Origin of the sequence: Streptomyces sp. NPDC048441 (assembly GCF_043200235.1) — a bacterium.
GTDB lineage: Bacteria > Actinomycetota > Actinomycetes > Streptomycetales > Streptomycetaceae > Streptomyces.
Map to the genome: position 1 here is coordinate 586,735 of NZ_JBICXM010000003.1, position 13,352 is coordinate 600,086.

Genomic DNA, 13,352 nt, shown 5'->3' on the forward strand with positions numbered 1-13,352 from the left:
GTGCTCGGCACCACCGTCACCACCGCCATCACCCGTTCCCTTGCCCTGTTCGCCGTGGCGGCCCTCTTCGAGATCGGAGGGGCCTGGCTGGTCTGGCAGGGCATCCGCGAGCACAAGGGCTGGATCTGGGTGGGCGCCGGCGTGATCGCCCTCGGCCTGTACGGAGTGGTGGCCACCTTCCAGAGCGATGACAACTTCGGCCGAATCCTCGCCGCGTACGGCGGGATCTTCGTCGCCGGGTCGATCGCCTGGGGCATGGTCGCCGACGGCTACCGCCCCGACCGCTTCGACATCATCGGCGCGCTGGTCTGCCTCGCGGGGATGGCGGTCATCATGTACGCGCCCCGCGGCAACTGACCGCCGGCGCGTCAGCCGTCCCCGACATGCGGGGGGCGCCCCGCGCTGCGAGGCTCGGAGTCATGAGAGTGGCCCTTGCGCAGACCGACTGTGTCCTCGGCGATGTGGACGAGAACCTCGCGGTGGCGCGGGACCAGATCGGCCAGTCGGCGGCCCAGGGCGCAGACCTCGTCGTCTTCCCCGAGCTGAGCCTGCACGGGTACCACCTGGGCGGCCTGGAACGGGACACTTCGCTCGACGCGAAGGACGTCCGCCTCCGAGAGCTTTCGACACTCGGCCCCGACGTCATAGTGGGCATCCACGAGCACACCAGCCTGCGCGCGTACAACACGGCGGCGTACTACGCCGATGGCCAACTCCTGCACGCCCACCGGAAGTTGTATCTCCCGAACTATCTTGCCTGGGAGGAGCGCAAGCACGTCAGCCCCGGCCAGCACCTGCGCGCGTACGACCTGCCGGGGGAGCACGGGCGCGCCGCGACCCTCGTCTGCAACGACGCGTGGCAGCCGGTGCTGCCGTGGCTCGCGGTGCAGGACGGTGCCGAGGTCATCATCATCCCCACGAACAGCGCGGCGAGCCTCGATCCCGAAGCGATGGACACGGGCCTGTACTGGGACACGCTGCTCTCCTACACGGCCCGAATGCTCCAATGCTGGGTCGTCTTCGTGAACCGGGTCGGGAACGAGAACGGGGCCTCGTTCTGGGGCGGTTCGAGGGTGGTCGACCCACGCGGCACGGTCGTCGCACAGGCGCCGAAGTGGGAGCCGGGCCTGGTGACGATCGACATCGACGTCCACGAGGCGCGGCGGCATCGGCGTGCGGTGCCGCTCGTCGCGGAGGCGCGGCTCGGCCTGGTGGACCGCGAGGTACGCCGCCTGATCGACGAGGGCGGCGACAGCTGACGCCCTGCGTCCTGAGGCTATGGCCAGCCATACCCTTGACGTATGGATCCGGTGACCGAGGTGATCGACAAGGCGTTCGCGGCAGCGCTGTACGCGGACGGCGACGAAGGCCTCGACACCGGCGCGTCCCTCCTCGCGGCCGCCCCCGGCGCCGACGCGGAGCTGCGGCGCAGGGGCGAGGAACTGGTGCGCCGCGCATGGGAGCGCGGCTGGCAGCCCGCGGACGTCATACGCATGGTCGGCCGCGCCCAGGACGACACCGCCCTCGGCACGGACCGCACCCACCGGACACACCTGGCCGCCGAGCTGATCACTTCACAGACCAGGCCGTACGGCGACACGCTCCCGCCCCGCTGGAAGGCGCAACTGGCCGAGCTCGCCTCCCACACCGCCCCACGACCGGACCGCTTCTCCCAGGCCACCACCACCCTCGCCCTCTACCGCCTCCTCCTGCGCCTCCCCCCGATCGAGCCGGTGGGCCCCGCCCCCGGCACCCCGCTCCACGCGCCCCCGCCCCCCGGCCACGAGGAGCCTCGCATCCTCACCCGTATCCGCGCCCTGCTCGCCAAGGCGGAGGCGACCGGGTTCCCTGAGGAGGCGGAGGCGCTCACCGCCAAGGCGCAGGAGCTGATGGCCAGGCACACCATCGACGAGGCCCTGCTCGCGTCCCGTACCCACGCCAAGGACACTCCCGGCGCCTGCCGCATCGGGGTCGACGCCCCGTACGAGACGGCGAAGGCGATCCTCCTGGACGCGGTGGCCACCGCGAACCGCTGCCGCGCGGTGTGGAACGAGGCGTTCGGCTTCTCGACCGTCGTCGGCTTCGAGTCCGACCTGGAAGTGGTCGAACTCCTCCACACCTCCCTGCTCGTACAGGGCACGGCGGCGATGACGAAGGCGGAGGCGGGGCAGCGGGCGGGCGGCCGGAAGCGTACGAAGACGTTCCGTCAGGCGTTCCTCATGGCGTACGCGAACCGCCTCGGCACGCGCCTCGCGGTGGCGGCCCAGGACGCCACCGAAGAGACCCCGGGGGCAGGTGAACTGCTCCCGGTCCTGGCCGCCCGCGATGTGGCCGTCACCGACCGCACCGAGCAGATGTTCCCCGAGACGACCACGACCCGCGTACGGGGCGCGACGGACGCCGAGGGGTGGACGCGCGGCACGGCCGCGGCGGACCGGGCGCATGTGCCGGGGGCGGCCAAGGACCCGAGCCGCCCACTGAGCCGCGGAGCATGAACGGCTGACCGGCACGAGTTCCCGGCATGGGAGCACTGGGAGTGCCGGGAGTGCCGGGAGTGCCGGGAGCGTCGGGAGTGCCGGGAGTGCCGGGAGCGCCGAGAGCGTCGGGAGCGCCGGGAGCGCCGCGAGCACCGCGAGCACCGAGAGTGCCGCGAGCACCGAGAGCCCCGAGAGTGCCGGGAGCACCGAGATTGCCCGATAAGCCCGAGTAGCTCCCTGATAGCCACGAGTGGCGAAAAGTGCCCCGTATCATCACAGAGTGACCTGGTTCCGAGCGCTGAAGGAGACCGCCCGCTCGGGCCTGACCGTCGAGCGGAAGCGCCTCGAACCCCTCATCGCCCTCCGCGGCGCAGCCGGCCTGGCCATCGTGATCGGCGTGAGCCTCACCCTCTTCGGGCCCGCCGTGGCCGCGAGCTCGGCGTTCGGTGCCTACCAGGCAGCCATCGCCACCTTCCAGCGCAGCTGGCGCCCCCGCCCGGAACTCGCGCTGGCCTCCGGCACGAGCCTCGCCCTCTCCACGTTCCTCGGCTACCTCACCGCTTCCCACACACTCCTCTTCCTCGCACTCCTCGCCCTCTGGGCTTTCCTCTCCGGCCTGAGCTGGGCCGCGGGCCCGACCATCGGCATCATCGCCTCGTCGAACGTCGCGATCATGCTGGTCACGGTCACCCTCCCCGGCTCCCTCGCCGACGCGGCGGGCCACTCCGCGATGATGGTGGTCGGCGGCGCGATCCAGGCCGCCCTCGCGGTCCTGTTCCCCGTACGCAGATGGGGCGCCCACCGAGACGCCCTGGCGGACGCGCTCGCAGCGGAGGCCGACTACGCCCGCCGCCTGCGCCACGATCCCCTCGCCGACTTCGACCCGGAACCCCTGATGGCCGCCCGCGACGCGGCGACGGTCACCCCGCGCCAGGCCCGCACCCGCCCCGCCGAACTCCACGGCGCCCGCGGCCTCGCGGAACGCATCCGCCCCGTACTCGCCTCCCTGGCCGACCCGGCCGTAGGCGTACCGGAAGAAGGCCCCGAACGAGACCGCGTACGCGAAATCCTGGCCGCGGCGGGCTCGATCCTGGACGCGGCGGCCAGGGCGATCCGGCACGGCGAACCGGTGAAGATCCCGCCCGAGTCGGTGGCCACCCTCAAGACCCCGGACACCGGATCCATCCTCACGGGCCCGGCGCACAGAGCGGCGAGACGCCTGGCGGCGCTGCTGCGAGACGTAGTCGAAACGGCGGGCAAGCCTCCTGAGGCCGAGCTTGAGCCCGAGCGCGAGCCCGAGCCCGAGGCATCCCCGGACGCCCCAAAAACCCCCACGGAACCCACTCCCACCCAACCCACCCAACCCACCCCCCTCCTCCGCCCCACCTTCCCCGCCCTCTTCCCCGCCGCCCTCCGCGCCATGAGAGCCGAGCTCAGCCAAGGCCACGCGTCTCCCGTCACCCGCCACGCGATCCGCGTCACGGCGGTGGCCGCCGCCGGTTACCTCCTGGGCACCTGGCTCCCCCTCGGCCACGGCTACTGGGCCCCCATGGCCTCCGTCATGGTGATGCGCCCGGACTTCTCGCAGACGTACTCCCGCGCGGTGGCCCGCTTCGGCGGCACCCTCGTCGGCGTCGCCCTCGCCACGGGCCTGGTCCAGCTGGCGCACCCCGACACCGGGCTCTCCGCGGCACTCGCGATCTTCAGCGCCGGGATGATGTACCTGCTGATGCGCACAGGGCAGGTCGCCGCCCAGGCCTGTGTGGCCGCGTACGTCGTGTTCCTGCTCGGCATGGGCGGTGAGCAGTGGACGCAGACCGTGCCGGAACGCGTCGTGCTGACCCTCCTCGGCGGTGTCCTCGCGATGATCGCGTACGCCGTCTACCCGGCCTGGGAGACTCCGCGCCTGCGCAACCGCCTGGCCGCCTGGCTGGTCGCGGACGGCCGCTACGCCGCCGCTGTCGTCGGCCGTTACGCCGACCCCGTGGGCAAGTCGTGCCCGGACGTCCGCGGGGCACTCCTCGCAGCCCGCGACGCCCGCATCGCCTGGCAGGAAGCCACCGCCCGAGCCAAGCACGAACCGGTACGCCACCGCGGCCTCTCCCGCGCGGCGGCGGCCGACGCCGAGGAGACCCTCGCCCAACTGGGCCGCGTGGCCATGCTGATGGAGGCCCATCTCCCGGACCGCGACGCGACCCCCGTCCCCGCGGCGGCCCGCCTCGCGGAGACCCTGCGCAAGTCGACGGAGGAGGGCGCGAAGGCGGTACGTGAACGCCGCATCCCGAAGTGGGACGCCGTACGCAAGGCCCTCGACGAGTGGGACGGCGAGGGGGTGCCCGACCGTGTCGTACGCAGAGGAGCGGGGCTCCTCCTCACGACCCTCGAGGAACTCTCGGACGCCTTGGACACGACGCCACCGCCCATGCTGGTGGACGGCTCACAAACAGCCTCACAAACAGCCTCACAAGCAGCCGCACAAACAGACAACGGACCGCAGGACCCCAAGGGTCCCACGGCCCGCTGACCGCACTACAGAGAACTACAGACAACTACAGACAACTACGGAGAACTACTCAGGACTGCGGAAGCCCCGCCGTAGGCAGCCCCTCCGGCAGCTTCCCGCCCTCCGTCTTCTTGAACTGGTCCGTGCCGGCGCCGGTCCAAGAGACCGTCATCGACGTGCTGTTGACCGACTCGACCTTGCCCTCGGTGCGGTCCGACCCGCCCTTGACGCACTTGAGCTGGATCGCATCGCCACCGGCGGTCCCGCTGCACAGCACGTTCTCGCCGAGCAGCGTCGCCTGCTTCCCGGCGATGACCAGCGCGAGCGGACTCCCGTCGGCGGTGGTGACCCAACTGCCATCGGAGCTGCCGTCCTTGGCGCCGGAATCGGAATCGGACCCGCCCTCGTCCGGCGTCCCGGACCCATCGGAGCCGGCGGACGAACCCGCCGTGCTCTTGTCCTTGCCCCCGTCCCCACCGTCATCGCCGTCACTGCTGCAACCGGTCAGGACAAGGGCGGCGACAAGACCCGCCGCCGCGGCACCGATACGTACGTTCCGGACGTGCGTGCGCACTGGATTTCCCCCTATAGGACAGGTCAGTGGATCGCGCGCCAAGCTACCAGGACGACTTGCGCACCCCGGGGAGGAATCCGGCGTGCGCTTGGTCACGCAACTTCACCCTCGAAAGGCCGAACTTCCCCACGTATCCGCGCGGACGACCGTCGACACTGTCCCGGTTGCGTACGCGCGTCGCACTCGCGTCCCGCGGCTGACGCGCCAACTCCGCCTGGGCGGAGTCCCGTTCGGCCTCGCCGGTCCCGGGTCGACGGATGAGTTCCTTCAGCTCGGCCCGTCGTACGGCATACCGCGCGACGATCTCGCGCCGCTTCTCATTCTTCGCGATCTTGCTCTTCTTGGCCATCAGACCCTCACTCCCCGCGCACGGATCCTGGCGACGGCGGCCTCGATGCCGATGGAGTCGACGGTCTTGATGCCCTTGGTGCTGAGCCGCAGCCGTACGTGGCGGCCCTCGCTCGGCAGCCAGTAGCGCTTGCGCTGGACGTTGATGTCGAACCGGCGTGACGTGCGCCGGTGCGAATGCGAGATCTGGTTGCCGAAGCCCGGCGTGGCGCCGGTCAGCTGGCAGTGGGCGGACATGGTGACGCACCTCTCGGTCATGGGGACGGGGAAGGGATCCCCTGCGATCCCCTGTGGAACCGTTTTGAAAACGGCATTCATTTTCATATACTAGCGTCATGGCTCGCAACGAACTCCGCCCCGTCATCAAACTCAGGTCCACCGCAGGCACCGGCTACACGTACGTGACCCGCAAGAACCGCCGTAACGACCCCGACCGCATGACCCTGCGCAAGTACGACCCCGTCGTCGGGCGCCACGTCGATTTCCGAGAGGAGCGCTGACCGTCATGCGCAAGAACATCCACCCGCCGTACGGCCCCGTCGTCTTCCGCGACAAGTCCTCCGGCTTCGCCTTCCTCACCCGGTCCACCGCCACCAGCGAGAAGACGATCGACTGGGAGGACGGCCGCACCTACCCCGTCATAGACGTCGAGGTCTCCTCCGCGAGCCACCCCTTCTACACGGGCACGGCCAAGGTCCTGGACACGGCGGGCCGCGTGGAACGCTCCGAGCGCCGCTTCGGCACGCGATGAGCTCCATGGACTCGACGAACTTGACGAACTCGACGAACTCGATGGACATCGCGATCGTCGGCGGCCTGCACTCCGACGCCCGGAAGCAGACTGTCGAGCGGCTACTCGCCACCGTCCCGGGGAGCGTGGCGCTCCATCACGACCTGGCGACGGCCGTGCACGGCACAGTCGTACGTACGGTGCGCGACGCGACCGGAGTGCTCTCCACCGGCGAGGCGCCGCTGGTCAACGACTGTGCGTGCTGCGCCCTGCGCGAGGACCTCGTGCCCGAGCTCGAACGGCTCGCGGCATCGGGGCTCACCCGGCTCGCGGTCGTCGAGCTGTGGGACTCGGTCGAGCCCAAGGCGATGGCCGAGGTGATCACGGCGCACGAGTGCCCCCCAGGCCTCCCCGGCCTGCGGCTGAGCGGCGTCATCACGGCCGTCGACCCGGCCCTCCTCCTGCCCTGCCTTGGCAACGGCGACGACCTCATGGAGGCCGGGCTCGCCGCTGCCGCCACGGATCAGCGCACGGTCGCCGACACGTGGGCCCGACAGCTCGAGTACGCCCCGGTGATCGCCATCGCGGACTCCCCGGAAGCCGACGACGAGGATCGTGCGCTCCTCGCTCAGCTCCACCCGACTGCCCGTCAGGTCCCGATCAGCGGTCAAGGGGATCTTCATGGAGGCCCCTACGGGCACCTGGCGGGCGCCGCACTCGGCGGGTTCGACGTCGAAGCAGCAGCCGCCGCCCAGCATCCGTCCTGCGCGCTGCTGCCGATCGACGCCGACGAGGCCGGGGTCGCCACCCTCGTATGGCACCGGGACCGGCCCTTCCACCCGGAGCGGCTCTACCAGGCTCTGGAGGACCTGACCTGCGCGGCGGCCCGCAGCCGTGGCCGTTTCTGGCTGGCGGACCACCCGGACACGCTGCTCGGCTGGGACGCGGCGGGCGGCGCGCTCTGCGTCGAGAGCGCGGGGCCGTGGCTGGCCTCGCTGCCGGACGCGGCATGGGAGATGGTGCCGCCGGTGCGGCGGGCCGCGGCCGCACTCGACTGGCATCCGGAGCACGGCGACTGCTGCCAGCATCTGGTCTTCACCTCGCCGGGACTCGACCGCGAGGGGCTCGAAGAGGTCCTGGAGTCCTGCCTGTTGACCGACGAGGAGTACGCCGCCGGGCGCGACGCCTGGAAACACCTGCCGCCCGCCTTCGACACCCTCCTGGAGGTCTGAATGTCCCCCCGCAAGCTCTCTCCGCGCGATCAGAAGCCCCGTCCCAACCCACTGGACCAGGCGAAAATCACGTACATCGATTACAAGGACACGGAGTTGCTCCGCAAGTTCATCTCGGACCGGGGGAAGATCCGCTCCCGGCGGGTGACTCGTGTCTCGGCTCAGCAGCAGCGGATGCTCGCGCGGGCGATCAAGAATGCCCGGGAGATGGCGCTGCTTCCGTACGGCTCGCCTCGCTGAACGCGTCTCCCATCCCCCGTCCCCGTCTCGCGGAACAATCGAGGACTGTGGAACACGAAGGGCGCCGTACGCGTCTCTTCCTAGTACGAGGACGGGGACGGGCGGACGGGGGAGTGCGGGACTCGACTCGTCGCGTGACATGTGAATGCCATGCGAAGGCCTGGGCAGGCGCTGAACGTGCTGACAGAGCTGTAACCAAGGGAACACCCCGCGTGCACGTGCATCTGCCCATGCATCCGCATGTGAACACAGCTATGATCCGGAACAGTTGACCACTGCATCTAGAGCCACATCGGGCACTGCACCACCGGGGAGCGACCTGTGCACCACGTGTTTAACGGCATGGCGGCCACGGAGCTTCACGGGGTGGTCTGGCAGAAGAGCATGCACAGCAACTCGCAGGGCGCGTGCGTGGAGTTCGCGAAACTGCCGGGCGGCGATGTCGCCGTACGCAACTCGCGGTTTCCCGAAGGGCCGGCGCTCGTCTACACGCGTGCGGAGATAGAAGCGATGCTGCTCGGCATGAAGGACGGGGAGTTCGACGGCCTGATTGGTGGTTGACCACCTATCAGGTGGTTCATCCCCTCTGTTCGTTGACTCGGCCCGCTGGCCGGCCGACCGCTACTCCTTGACTCGGCCGCTCGCTATGCCAGCTGGAACAGCGCCCACACGACCTTGCCCCGCAGCGCGCCCGCGAGCGGGTGCCAGCCCCAGCTGTCGCTGAACGAGTCCACCAGGAAAAGGCCGCGGCCCGACTCGGCCGAGAAGTCGTCGTCCGTCTCGCGCGCTACCGGGCTGTCGTCACTGGGGTCGCGCACCGCGCACACCAGACGCGAGGTCCAGCGCATCAAGTGCAGCCGCACCGGCGGGCCCTGTTCGCGCGGGGTGTCGGACGGCAGCGCGTGCCTCAAGGCATTGGTGACCAGCTCGGAGACGACGAGGGCGATGTCGTCGAAGCGCTCTTCCAGTTCCCACTGGCTCAGCGTCTTGCGGGTGAACTGCCGTGCGCTGCCCACCGCTTCATAGCGGGCGGGCAGAGAGCAGGATGCCGCGCTGGTGACCGCTGAGGGGTCGAGTGGGGGAAGCCCCTGCCGTAACGGCTCGAGCATGGTCGATCCATTCGTCCCCATGCGAGGCACTCCCCGGTTTCGCGGTCATAGCGATGGAGCGGTGGCGCGGTCGGTACAGCTAGGCACAGCTAGATACGGCTGGGTACGGCGGTGGTACAGAGGTGGCGCGCGGACCATGGTTCCGAATGCGTACAGCAGATGCAAGGGCAGATGCACGTGCACGCGCCGGAATTGGTCGTTCCCGTGCCACTTCTTGCCCATTTCTTCCTACGACTTCTTGTGGAGGACTTCCGAAGGCTTTCCGTTTCTGTAACCGAACGTGTACGGCCTGAAGCGTTTAATGGCAGACTGCTGGCTTCCAAGTGATGGGGAGGATTGAGCGAAGTGACCGCAGGGGAGTCGAGCGGCTCGGTCGTACGGCGCATGCTCCTTGGCTCGCAACTCAGGCGCCTGAGGGAATCGCGCGGCATCACCCGTGAAGCGGCCGGTTACTCGATCCGCGCATCCGAATCGAAGATCAGCCGCATGGAGTTGGGACGGGTGAGCTTCAAGTCCAGGGATGTCGAGGACCTGCTGACGCTGTACGGCGTCACCGACGAGGCCGAGCGGGTCGCCCTGCTCTCACTCGCCAAGGAGGCCAACCTCGCTGGCTGGTGGCACAGTTACTCGGACGTCCTGCCGGGCTGGTTCCAAACGTACGTTGGTCTCGAAGGCGCCGCTTCACTCATCCGCGTCTACGAAGTCCAGTTCGTCAACGGCCTGTTGCAGACGGAGGCGTACGCCCACGCGGTCGTCGCGCGCGGCATGAAGGGCGCGAGCAAGGCGGACATCGAGCGCCGCGTCGCGCTGCGCCTCGAGCGCCAGAAGCTGCTCATCTCCGAGCGCGCGCCCCGCTTCCACTGCGTACTGGACGAGGCGGCACTCCGACGCCCGTACGGGGACCGGGAAGTGATGCGTGGTCAGATTCAGCATCTAATCGACATCTCCGAACGGCCGAATGTCACTCTTCAGGTCATGCCGTTCAGTTTCGGTGGGCACTCGGGCGAAAGCGGAGCGTTCACGATGCTGCGCTTCCCGGAGTCGGACCTCTCCGACGTGGTGTACGTGGAGCAGCTGACCGGAGCCCTGTATCTCGACAAGGCCGAGGAAGTCGGCCAGTACGAGCGGGTGGTCGGTCAGTTGCAGAGCGACAGCCCGAATCCGGCCGATAGCCGCGATCTTCTCCGCGGTCTACTCCAACTGACCTGAAACGTCAGTACGATGACGTGAAATCAGATGTCTGCACAGTCTGCGGCAAGGGGTCTCATGTCCTTCTTCACTGACCTGGCTCACCAGTACATCGACGGTGAGTGGAAGGCCGGATCCGGATCCTGGGACATCATCGACTTCAATCCGTACAACGGGGAGAAGCTGGCGTCGATCACCGTCGCGACGGCCGACGAGGTGGACCAGGCCTATCGAGCGGCCGAGCGCGCGCAGAAGGCGTGGGGCACGACCAACCCCTACGCCCGGCGTGCCGTCTTCGAGCGTGCCCTGCGCATCATCGAGGACCGTGAGGAAGAGATATCCGAGGCGATCGTCGCCGAGCTGGGCGGCACCCGGCTCAAGGCCGCCTTCGAGATCCACCTCACCAAGGAATTCCTGCGCGAGGCCGTCCACGTGGCGCTCCAGCCCGAGGGCCGCATCATGCCGTCGCCCGACGACACCAAGGAGAACCGCCTCTACCGCGTCCCGGTGGGCGTGGTCGGGGCCATCAGCCCCTTCAACTTCCCGCTCCTGCTCTCCCTCAAGACGGTCGCCCCGGCGCTCGCCCTGGGCAACGCGGTAGTGCTCAAGCCGCACCAGAACACGCCCGTGATGGGCGGCAGCTTCCTTGCGAAGCTGTTCGAGGAGGCGGGGCTTCCGTCCGGTGTCCTGAACGTGGTCATCACCGACATCGCCGAGATCGGTGACGCGTTCATCGAGCACCCGGTGCCGAGCGTCATCTCCTTCACCGGCTCCGACCGCGTCGGCCGCCATGTCGCCACGGTCTGCGCGGCGAACTTCAAACGGTCCATCCTCGAGCTCGGCGGCAACAGCGCGCTCGTCGTCCTGGACGACGCGGACGTGGACTACGCGGTGGACGCGGCGGTCTTCAGCCGCTTCGTGCACCAGGGCCAGGTCTGCATGGCCGCCAACCGCATCCTCGTGGACGAGTCGCTGCGGGCGGAGTTCACCGAGAAGTTCGTCGCGAAGGTCGCGTCCCTGACGGTCGGCGACCCGGCGGACCCGGCGACCCACATCGGCCCGCTGATCAACTCCTCGCAGGCCGACGCGGTTTCGAAGGTCGTCGACCAGACGGTGGCCGCGGGCGCGAAGGCGCTCCTGCACGGCCGTGCCGACGGCAACCTGGTGGCACCCACCGTTCTGACGGACCTGCCGGCCGACTCCCCGGTCCTGCACCAGGAGATCTTCGGCCCGGTGGCGCTGCTCGTGCCCTTCGACGGCGAGGAAGAGGCCGTCCGTATGGCCAACGACACTCCGTACGGCCTCAGTGGCGCCGTCCACACCGCCGATGTCGAGCGGGGCGTGCGGTTCGCGCGGCGGATCAACAGCGGCATGTTCCACGTGAACGACGGCACGGTGCACGACGAGCCGATCGTGCCCTTCGGCGGCGAGAAGCACTCGGGCGTCGGACGTCTCAACGGCGAGTCGACGGTGGAGGCGTTCACCACGCAGAAGTGGATCTCGGTACAGCACGGACGGTCGCGCTTCCCGTTCTGAGAATTCTGAGAACCCTGCCGCTGCGTACGTCAGGAAACTCCCGGACCCTTGCGGACAGAAGCTGACCGCAAGGGTCCGTAACGTTCGTGGTGTCGGAAAGCCCGGCAGGCTCCACAGGCTCGGAGAGGCGGACCTCATGGTCACCCACGTCAACGCAGAAGCCCCCGGCGACGAGCGCGGCGCGCTGCTCGCCTTCCTCGACGCCGAGCGCGGCGGTATCCGGCGGGCCCTGATCGGCCTGAGCGACGAGCAGGCGGGCACCAAGCCGAGCGCCAGCGAACTCTCGCTCTCCGGGCTGCTCAAACATGCCGCGGAGGTCGAGGAGAGCTGGATCTCGCGGGCGAAGGGTGTCGACCCGGCGGTCGAGCGCACCGAGGCGAACTGGGACGAGTGCTTCCGCCTGGTCGAGGGCGAGACGGTCGATGCGGCGCTCGCGTACTGGCGCCAAGTCGCGGACCGCACCGAGGAGTTCATCCGCTCGCTGCCCACCCTCGACGAGACCTTCGGGCTGCCCGACCAGCCGTGGTTCCCGAAGGAGGACGTATCGATGCGGTGGGTGCTGCTCCGTCTGATCACCGAGATGTCGCGGCACTCGGGCCACGCGGACATCATCCGCGAGACGCTCGACGGCAAGACCGCCTTCGAGCTGGTGGCCCTGGAGCGGGGCGAGAGCTGGGGCTAGGGCCTCTCGTTCGGATCTCCGCGGTGCCGCTAGCCTAATCAAAATTGATTAGGCTAGAAGGGGAGGTGGCTCTCATGTCGGCGATCCGGCTCCTGGTCCTCGGTGCCGTCCGTCAGCACGGACGGGCCCACGGCTATCAGGTGCGCAACGACCTGGAGTACTGGGGCGCCCACGAGTGGTCCAACGCCAAGCCCGGCTCGATCTATCACGCGCTGAAGCAGATGGCGAAGCAAGGCCTGCTGCTCGCCCACGAGGTCGCCCCGTCGACGGCGGGCGGGCCGCCGCGCACGGAGTACGAGATCACCCGGGCGGGCACCGAGGAGTACCTGAGCCTGCTCCGGTCCAACCTGATCTCGTACGACCAGCGGCCCGACATGCTCGCGGCGGCGCTCGGCTTCATCGTCGACCTGCCCCGCGGCGAGGCGGTCGAACTCCTCAAGCAGCGGGTGCGGGGCATCGAGGAGTGGCGCAGGTCCGTCACCGAGTACTACACGCCCGAGGACGGCCCGGAGCAGCTCGGGCACATCGGCGAGATCATGAACCTCTGGGTCCATACGGCCGACGGGGGCGTGGAGTGGACGCGCGGCCTGATCAAGCGGATCGAGGGCGGTGCGTACACGTTCGCCGGCGAGGGCGAACCGTTCGTGGGCGTACTCGGCGACGGCGAGGAGAACCCGTTCGCGGCCGGGGAGAAGCCCCGCTGAGCTCACCTGGGAAGGGCTCTATGGAGAGG

At 69.2% G+C, this 13,352-nt stretch carries 17 protein-coding genes; 13 read left to right on the forward strand and 4 right to left on the reverse strand.

Features of this window, described 5'->3' with window-relative positions; translation table 11 throughout:
- The 4 genes from ACGFSB_RS10605 (at position 1) to ACGFSB_RS10620 (ending at position 5,001) form a co-directional block, all read left to right on the forward strand.
- The gene (locus tag ACGFSB_RS10605) at positions 1–357 is read left to right on the forward strand and encodes a YnfA family protein (protein WP_393396830.1); all 357 of its coding nucleotides are present in this window, start codon (positions 1–3) and stop codon (positions 355–357) included.
- A 62-nt stretch (positions 358–419) separates the two neighbouring features.
- A complete protein-coding gene (locus tag ACGFSB_RS10610; RefSeq protein ID WP_393396832.1) occupies positions 420–1,259 on the forward strand; it encodes a nitrilase-related carbon-nitrogen hydrolase in 840 nt (279 codons plus the stop codon).
- A gap of 51 nt (positions 1,260–1,310) precedes the next feature.
- On the forward strand, positions 1,311–2,495 hold the full coding sequence (locus tag ACGFSB_RS10615; RefSeq protein ID WP_393397040.1) for a DUF2786 domain-containing protein: 1,185 nt from the start codon (positions 1,311–1,313) through the stop codon (positions 2,493–2,495).
- Between the two features lie 262 nt (positions 2,496–2,757).
- Positions 2,758–5,001 carry an FUSC family protein gene (locus tag ACGFSB_RS10620; protein ID WP_393396833.1) on the forward strand — a complete coding sequence of 748 codons (2,244 nt, stop codon included), beginning with the start codon at positions 2,758–2,760 and terminating at the stop codon, positions 4,999–5,001.
- Positions 5,002–5,050: 49 nt separating this feature from the next.
- Here the strand turns inward: ACGFSB_RS10620 and ACGFSB_RS10625 are convergent, their stop codons facing one another.
- The 3 genes from ACGFSB_RS10625 to rpmB are packed head-to-tail and all read right to left on the reverse strand — an operon-like array spanning position 5,051 to position 6,139.
- Positions 5,051–5,554, reverse strand: coding sequence for a hypothetical protein (locus tag ACGFSB_RS10625; protein ID WP_393396835.1), 504 nt, complete (start codon positions 5,552–5,554; stop codon positions 5,051–5,053).
- 43 nt (positions 5,555–5,597) lie between these two features.
- Positions 5,598–5,903 (reverse strand): 30S ribosomal protein S14, encoded by a 306-nt coding sequence (gene rpsN, locus ACGFSB_RS10630; protein WP_393396837.1) that lies wholly within the window; start codon positions 5,901–5,903, stop codon positions 5,598–5,600.
- Positions 5,903–6,139, reverse strand: coding sequence for a 50S ribosomal protein L28 (gene rpmB, locus ACGFSB_RS10635; RefSeq protein ID WP_393396839.1), 237 nt, complete (start codon positions 6,137–6,139; stop codon positions 5,903–5,905). The genes rpsN and rpmB overlap by 1 nt, the downstream gene beginning before the upstream one ends.
- A gap of 98 nt (positions 6,140–6,237) precedes the next feature.
- Between rpmB and rpmG the strand changes: the two genes are divergently transcribed.
- From rpmG to ACGFSB_RS10660, 5 genes are all read left to right on the forward strand, one after another.
- Entirely contained in the window at positions 6,238–6,402 is a 165-nt protein-coding gene (gene rpmG / locus ACGFSB_RS10640) for a 50S ribosomal protein L33 (protein WP_003999141.1), read from the forward strand.
- Positions 6,403–6,407: 5 nt separating this feature from the next.
- Positions 6,408–6,653 carry a type B 50S ribosomal protein L31 gene (locus ACGFSB_RS10645; RefSeq protein ID WP_393396841.1) on the forward strand — a complete coding sequence of 82 codons (246 nt, stop codon included), beginning with the start codon at positions 6,408–6,410 and terminating at the stop codon, positions 6,651–6,653.
- 5 nt (positions 6,654–6,658) lie between these two features.
- Positions 6,659–7,864 (forward strand): CobW family GTP-binding protein, encoded by a 1,206-nt coding sequence (locus ACGFSB_RS10650; RefSeq protein ID WP_393396843.1) that lies wholly within the window; start codon positions 6,659–6,661, stop codon positions 7,862–7,864.
- Positions 7,865–8,104, forward strand: a complete 240-nt coding sequence (gene rpsR / locus ACGFSB_RS10655) for a 30S ribosomal protein S18 (RefSeq protein WP_393396845.1) — start codon at positions 7,865–7,867, stop codon at positions 8,102–8,104.
- Between the two features lie 321 nt (positions 8,105–8,425).
- On the forward strand, positions 8,426–8,665 hold the full coding sequence (locus ACGFSB_RS10660; protein WP_393396847.1) for a DUF397 domain-containing protein: 240 nt from the start codon (positions 8,426–8,428) through the stop codon (positions 8,663–8,665).
- An 83-nt stretch (positions 8,666–8,748) separates the two neighbouring features.
- On the opposite strand, the gene ACGFSB_RS10665 is transcribed toward ACGFSB_RS10660, so the two are convergent.
- The gene (locus tag ACGFSB_RS10665) at positions 8,749–9,234 is read right to left on the reverse strand and encodes an ATP-binding protein (protein ID WP_393396849.1); all 486 of its coding nucleotides are present in this window, start codon (positions 9,232–9,234) and stop codon (positions 8,749–8,751) included.
- 324 nt (positions 9,235–9,558) lie between these two features.
- Here ACGFSB_RS10665 and ACGFSB_RS10670 point away from each other — a divergent pair, with 324 nt between their 5' ends.
- The 4 genes from ACGFSB_RS10670 to ACGFSB_RS10685 all read left to right on the forward strand — a co-directional run bounded on the left by ACGFSB_RS10670 (position 9,559) and on the right by ACGFSB_RS10685 (position 13,323).
- The gene (locus ACGFSB_RS10670; protein WP_393396851.1) at positions 9,559–10,422 is read left to right on the forward strand and encodes a helix-turn-helix domain-containing protein; all 864 of its coding nucleotides are present in this window, start codon (positions 9,559–9,561) and stop codon (positions 10,420–10,422) included.
- 57 nt (positions 10,423–10,479) lie between these two features.
- Positions 10,480–11,937 (forward strand): aldehyde dehydrogenase family protein, encoded by a 1,458-nt coding sequence (locus tag ACGFSB_RS10675; RefSeq protein WP_393396853.1) that lies wholly within the window; start codon positions 10,480–10,482, stop codon positions 11,935–11,937.
- A 136-nt stretch (positions 11,938–12,073) separates the two neighbouring features.
- Positions 12,074–12,619 carry a DinB family protein gene (locus ACGFSB_RS10680; RefSeq protein ID WP_393396855.1) on the forward strand — a complete coding sequence of 182 codons (546 nt, stop codon included), beginning with the start codon at positions 12,074–12,076 and terminating at the stop codon, positions 12,617–12,619.
- A 74-nt stretch (positions 12,620–12,693) separates the two neighbouring features.
- Positions 12,694–13,323, forward strand: coding sequence for a PadR family transcriptional regulator (locus ACGFSB_RS10685; RefSeq protein ID WP_393396857.1), 630 nt, complete (start codon positions 12,694–12,696; stop codon positions 13,321–13,323).
- Positions 13,324–13,352 lie beyond the last annotated feature (29 nt).

Bases quoted from the DNA above. Each gene is read 5' to 3' on its own strand.
- ACGFSB_RS10610 (WP_393396832.1), top strand. From the start codon at position 420: ATGAGAGTGGCCCTTGCGCAGACCGACTGTGTCCTCGGCGATGTGGAC.
- rpsN (WP_393396837.1), bottom strand. From the start codon at position 5,903: ATGGCCAAGAAGAGCAAGATCGCGAAGAATGAGAAGCGGCGCGAGATC.
- rpmB (WP_393396839.1), bottom strand. From the start codon at position 6,139: ATGTCCGCCCACTGCCAGCTGACCGGCGCCACGCCGGGCTTCGGCAAC.
- rpmG (WP_003999141.1), top strand. From the start codon at position 6,238: ATGGCTCGCAACGAACTCCGCCCCGTCATCAAACTCAGGTCCACCGCA.
- ACGFSB_RS10645 (WP_393396841.1), top strand. From the start codon at position 6,408: ATGCGCAAGAACATCCACCCGCCGTACGGCCCCGTCGTCTTCCGCGAC.
- ACGFSB_RS10650 (WP_393396843.1), top strand. From the start codon at position 6,659: ATGGACTCGACGAACTTGACGAACTCGACGAACTCGATGGACATCGCG.
- rpsR (WP_393396845.1), top strand. From the start codon at position 7,865: ATGTCCCCCCGCAAGCTCTCTCCGCGCGATCAGAAGCCCCGTCCCAAC.
- ACGFSB_RS10665 (WP_393396849.1), bottom strand. From the start codon at position 9,234: ATGGGGACGAATGGATCGACCATGCTCGAGCCGTTACGGCAGGGGCTT.
- ACGFSB_RS10675 (WP_393396853.1), top strand. From the start codon at position 10,480: ATGTCCTTCTTCACTGACCTGGCTCACCAGTACATCGACGGTGAGTGG.
- ACGFSB_RS10680 (WP_393396855.1), top strand. From the start codon at position 12,074: ATGGTCACCCACGTCAACGCAGAAGCCCCCGGCGACGAGCGCGGCGCG.
- ACGFSB_RS10685 (WP_393396857.1), top strand. From the start codon at position 12,694: ATGTCGGCGATCCGGCTCCTGGTCCTCGGTGCCGTCCGTCAGCACGGA.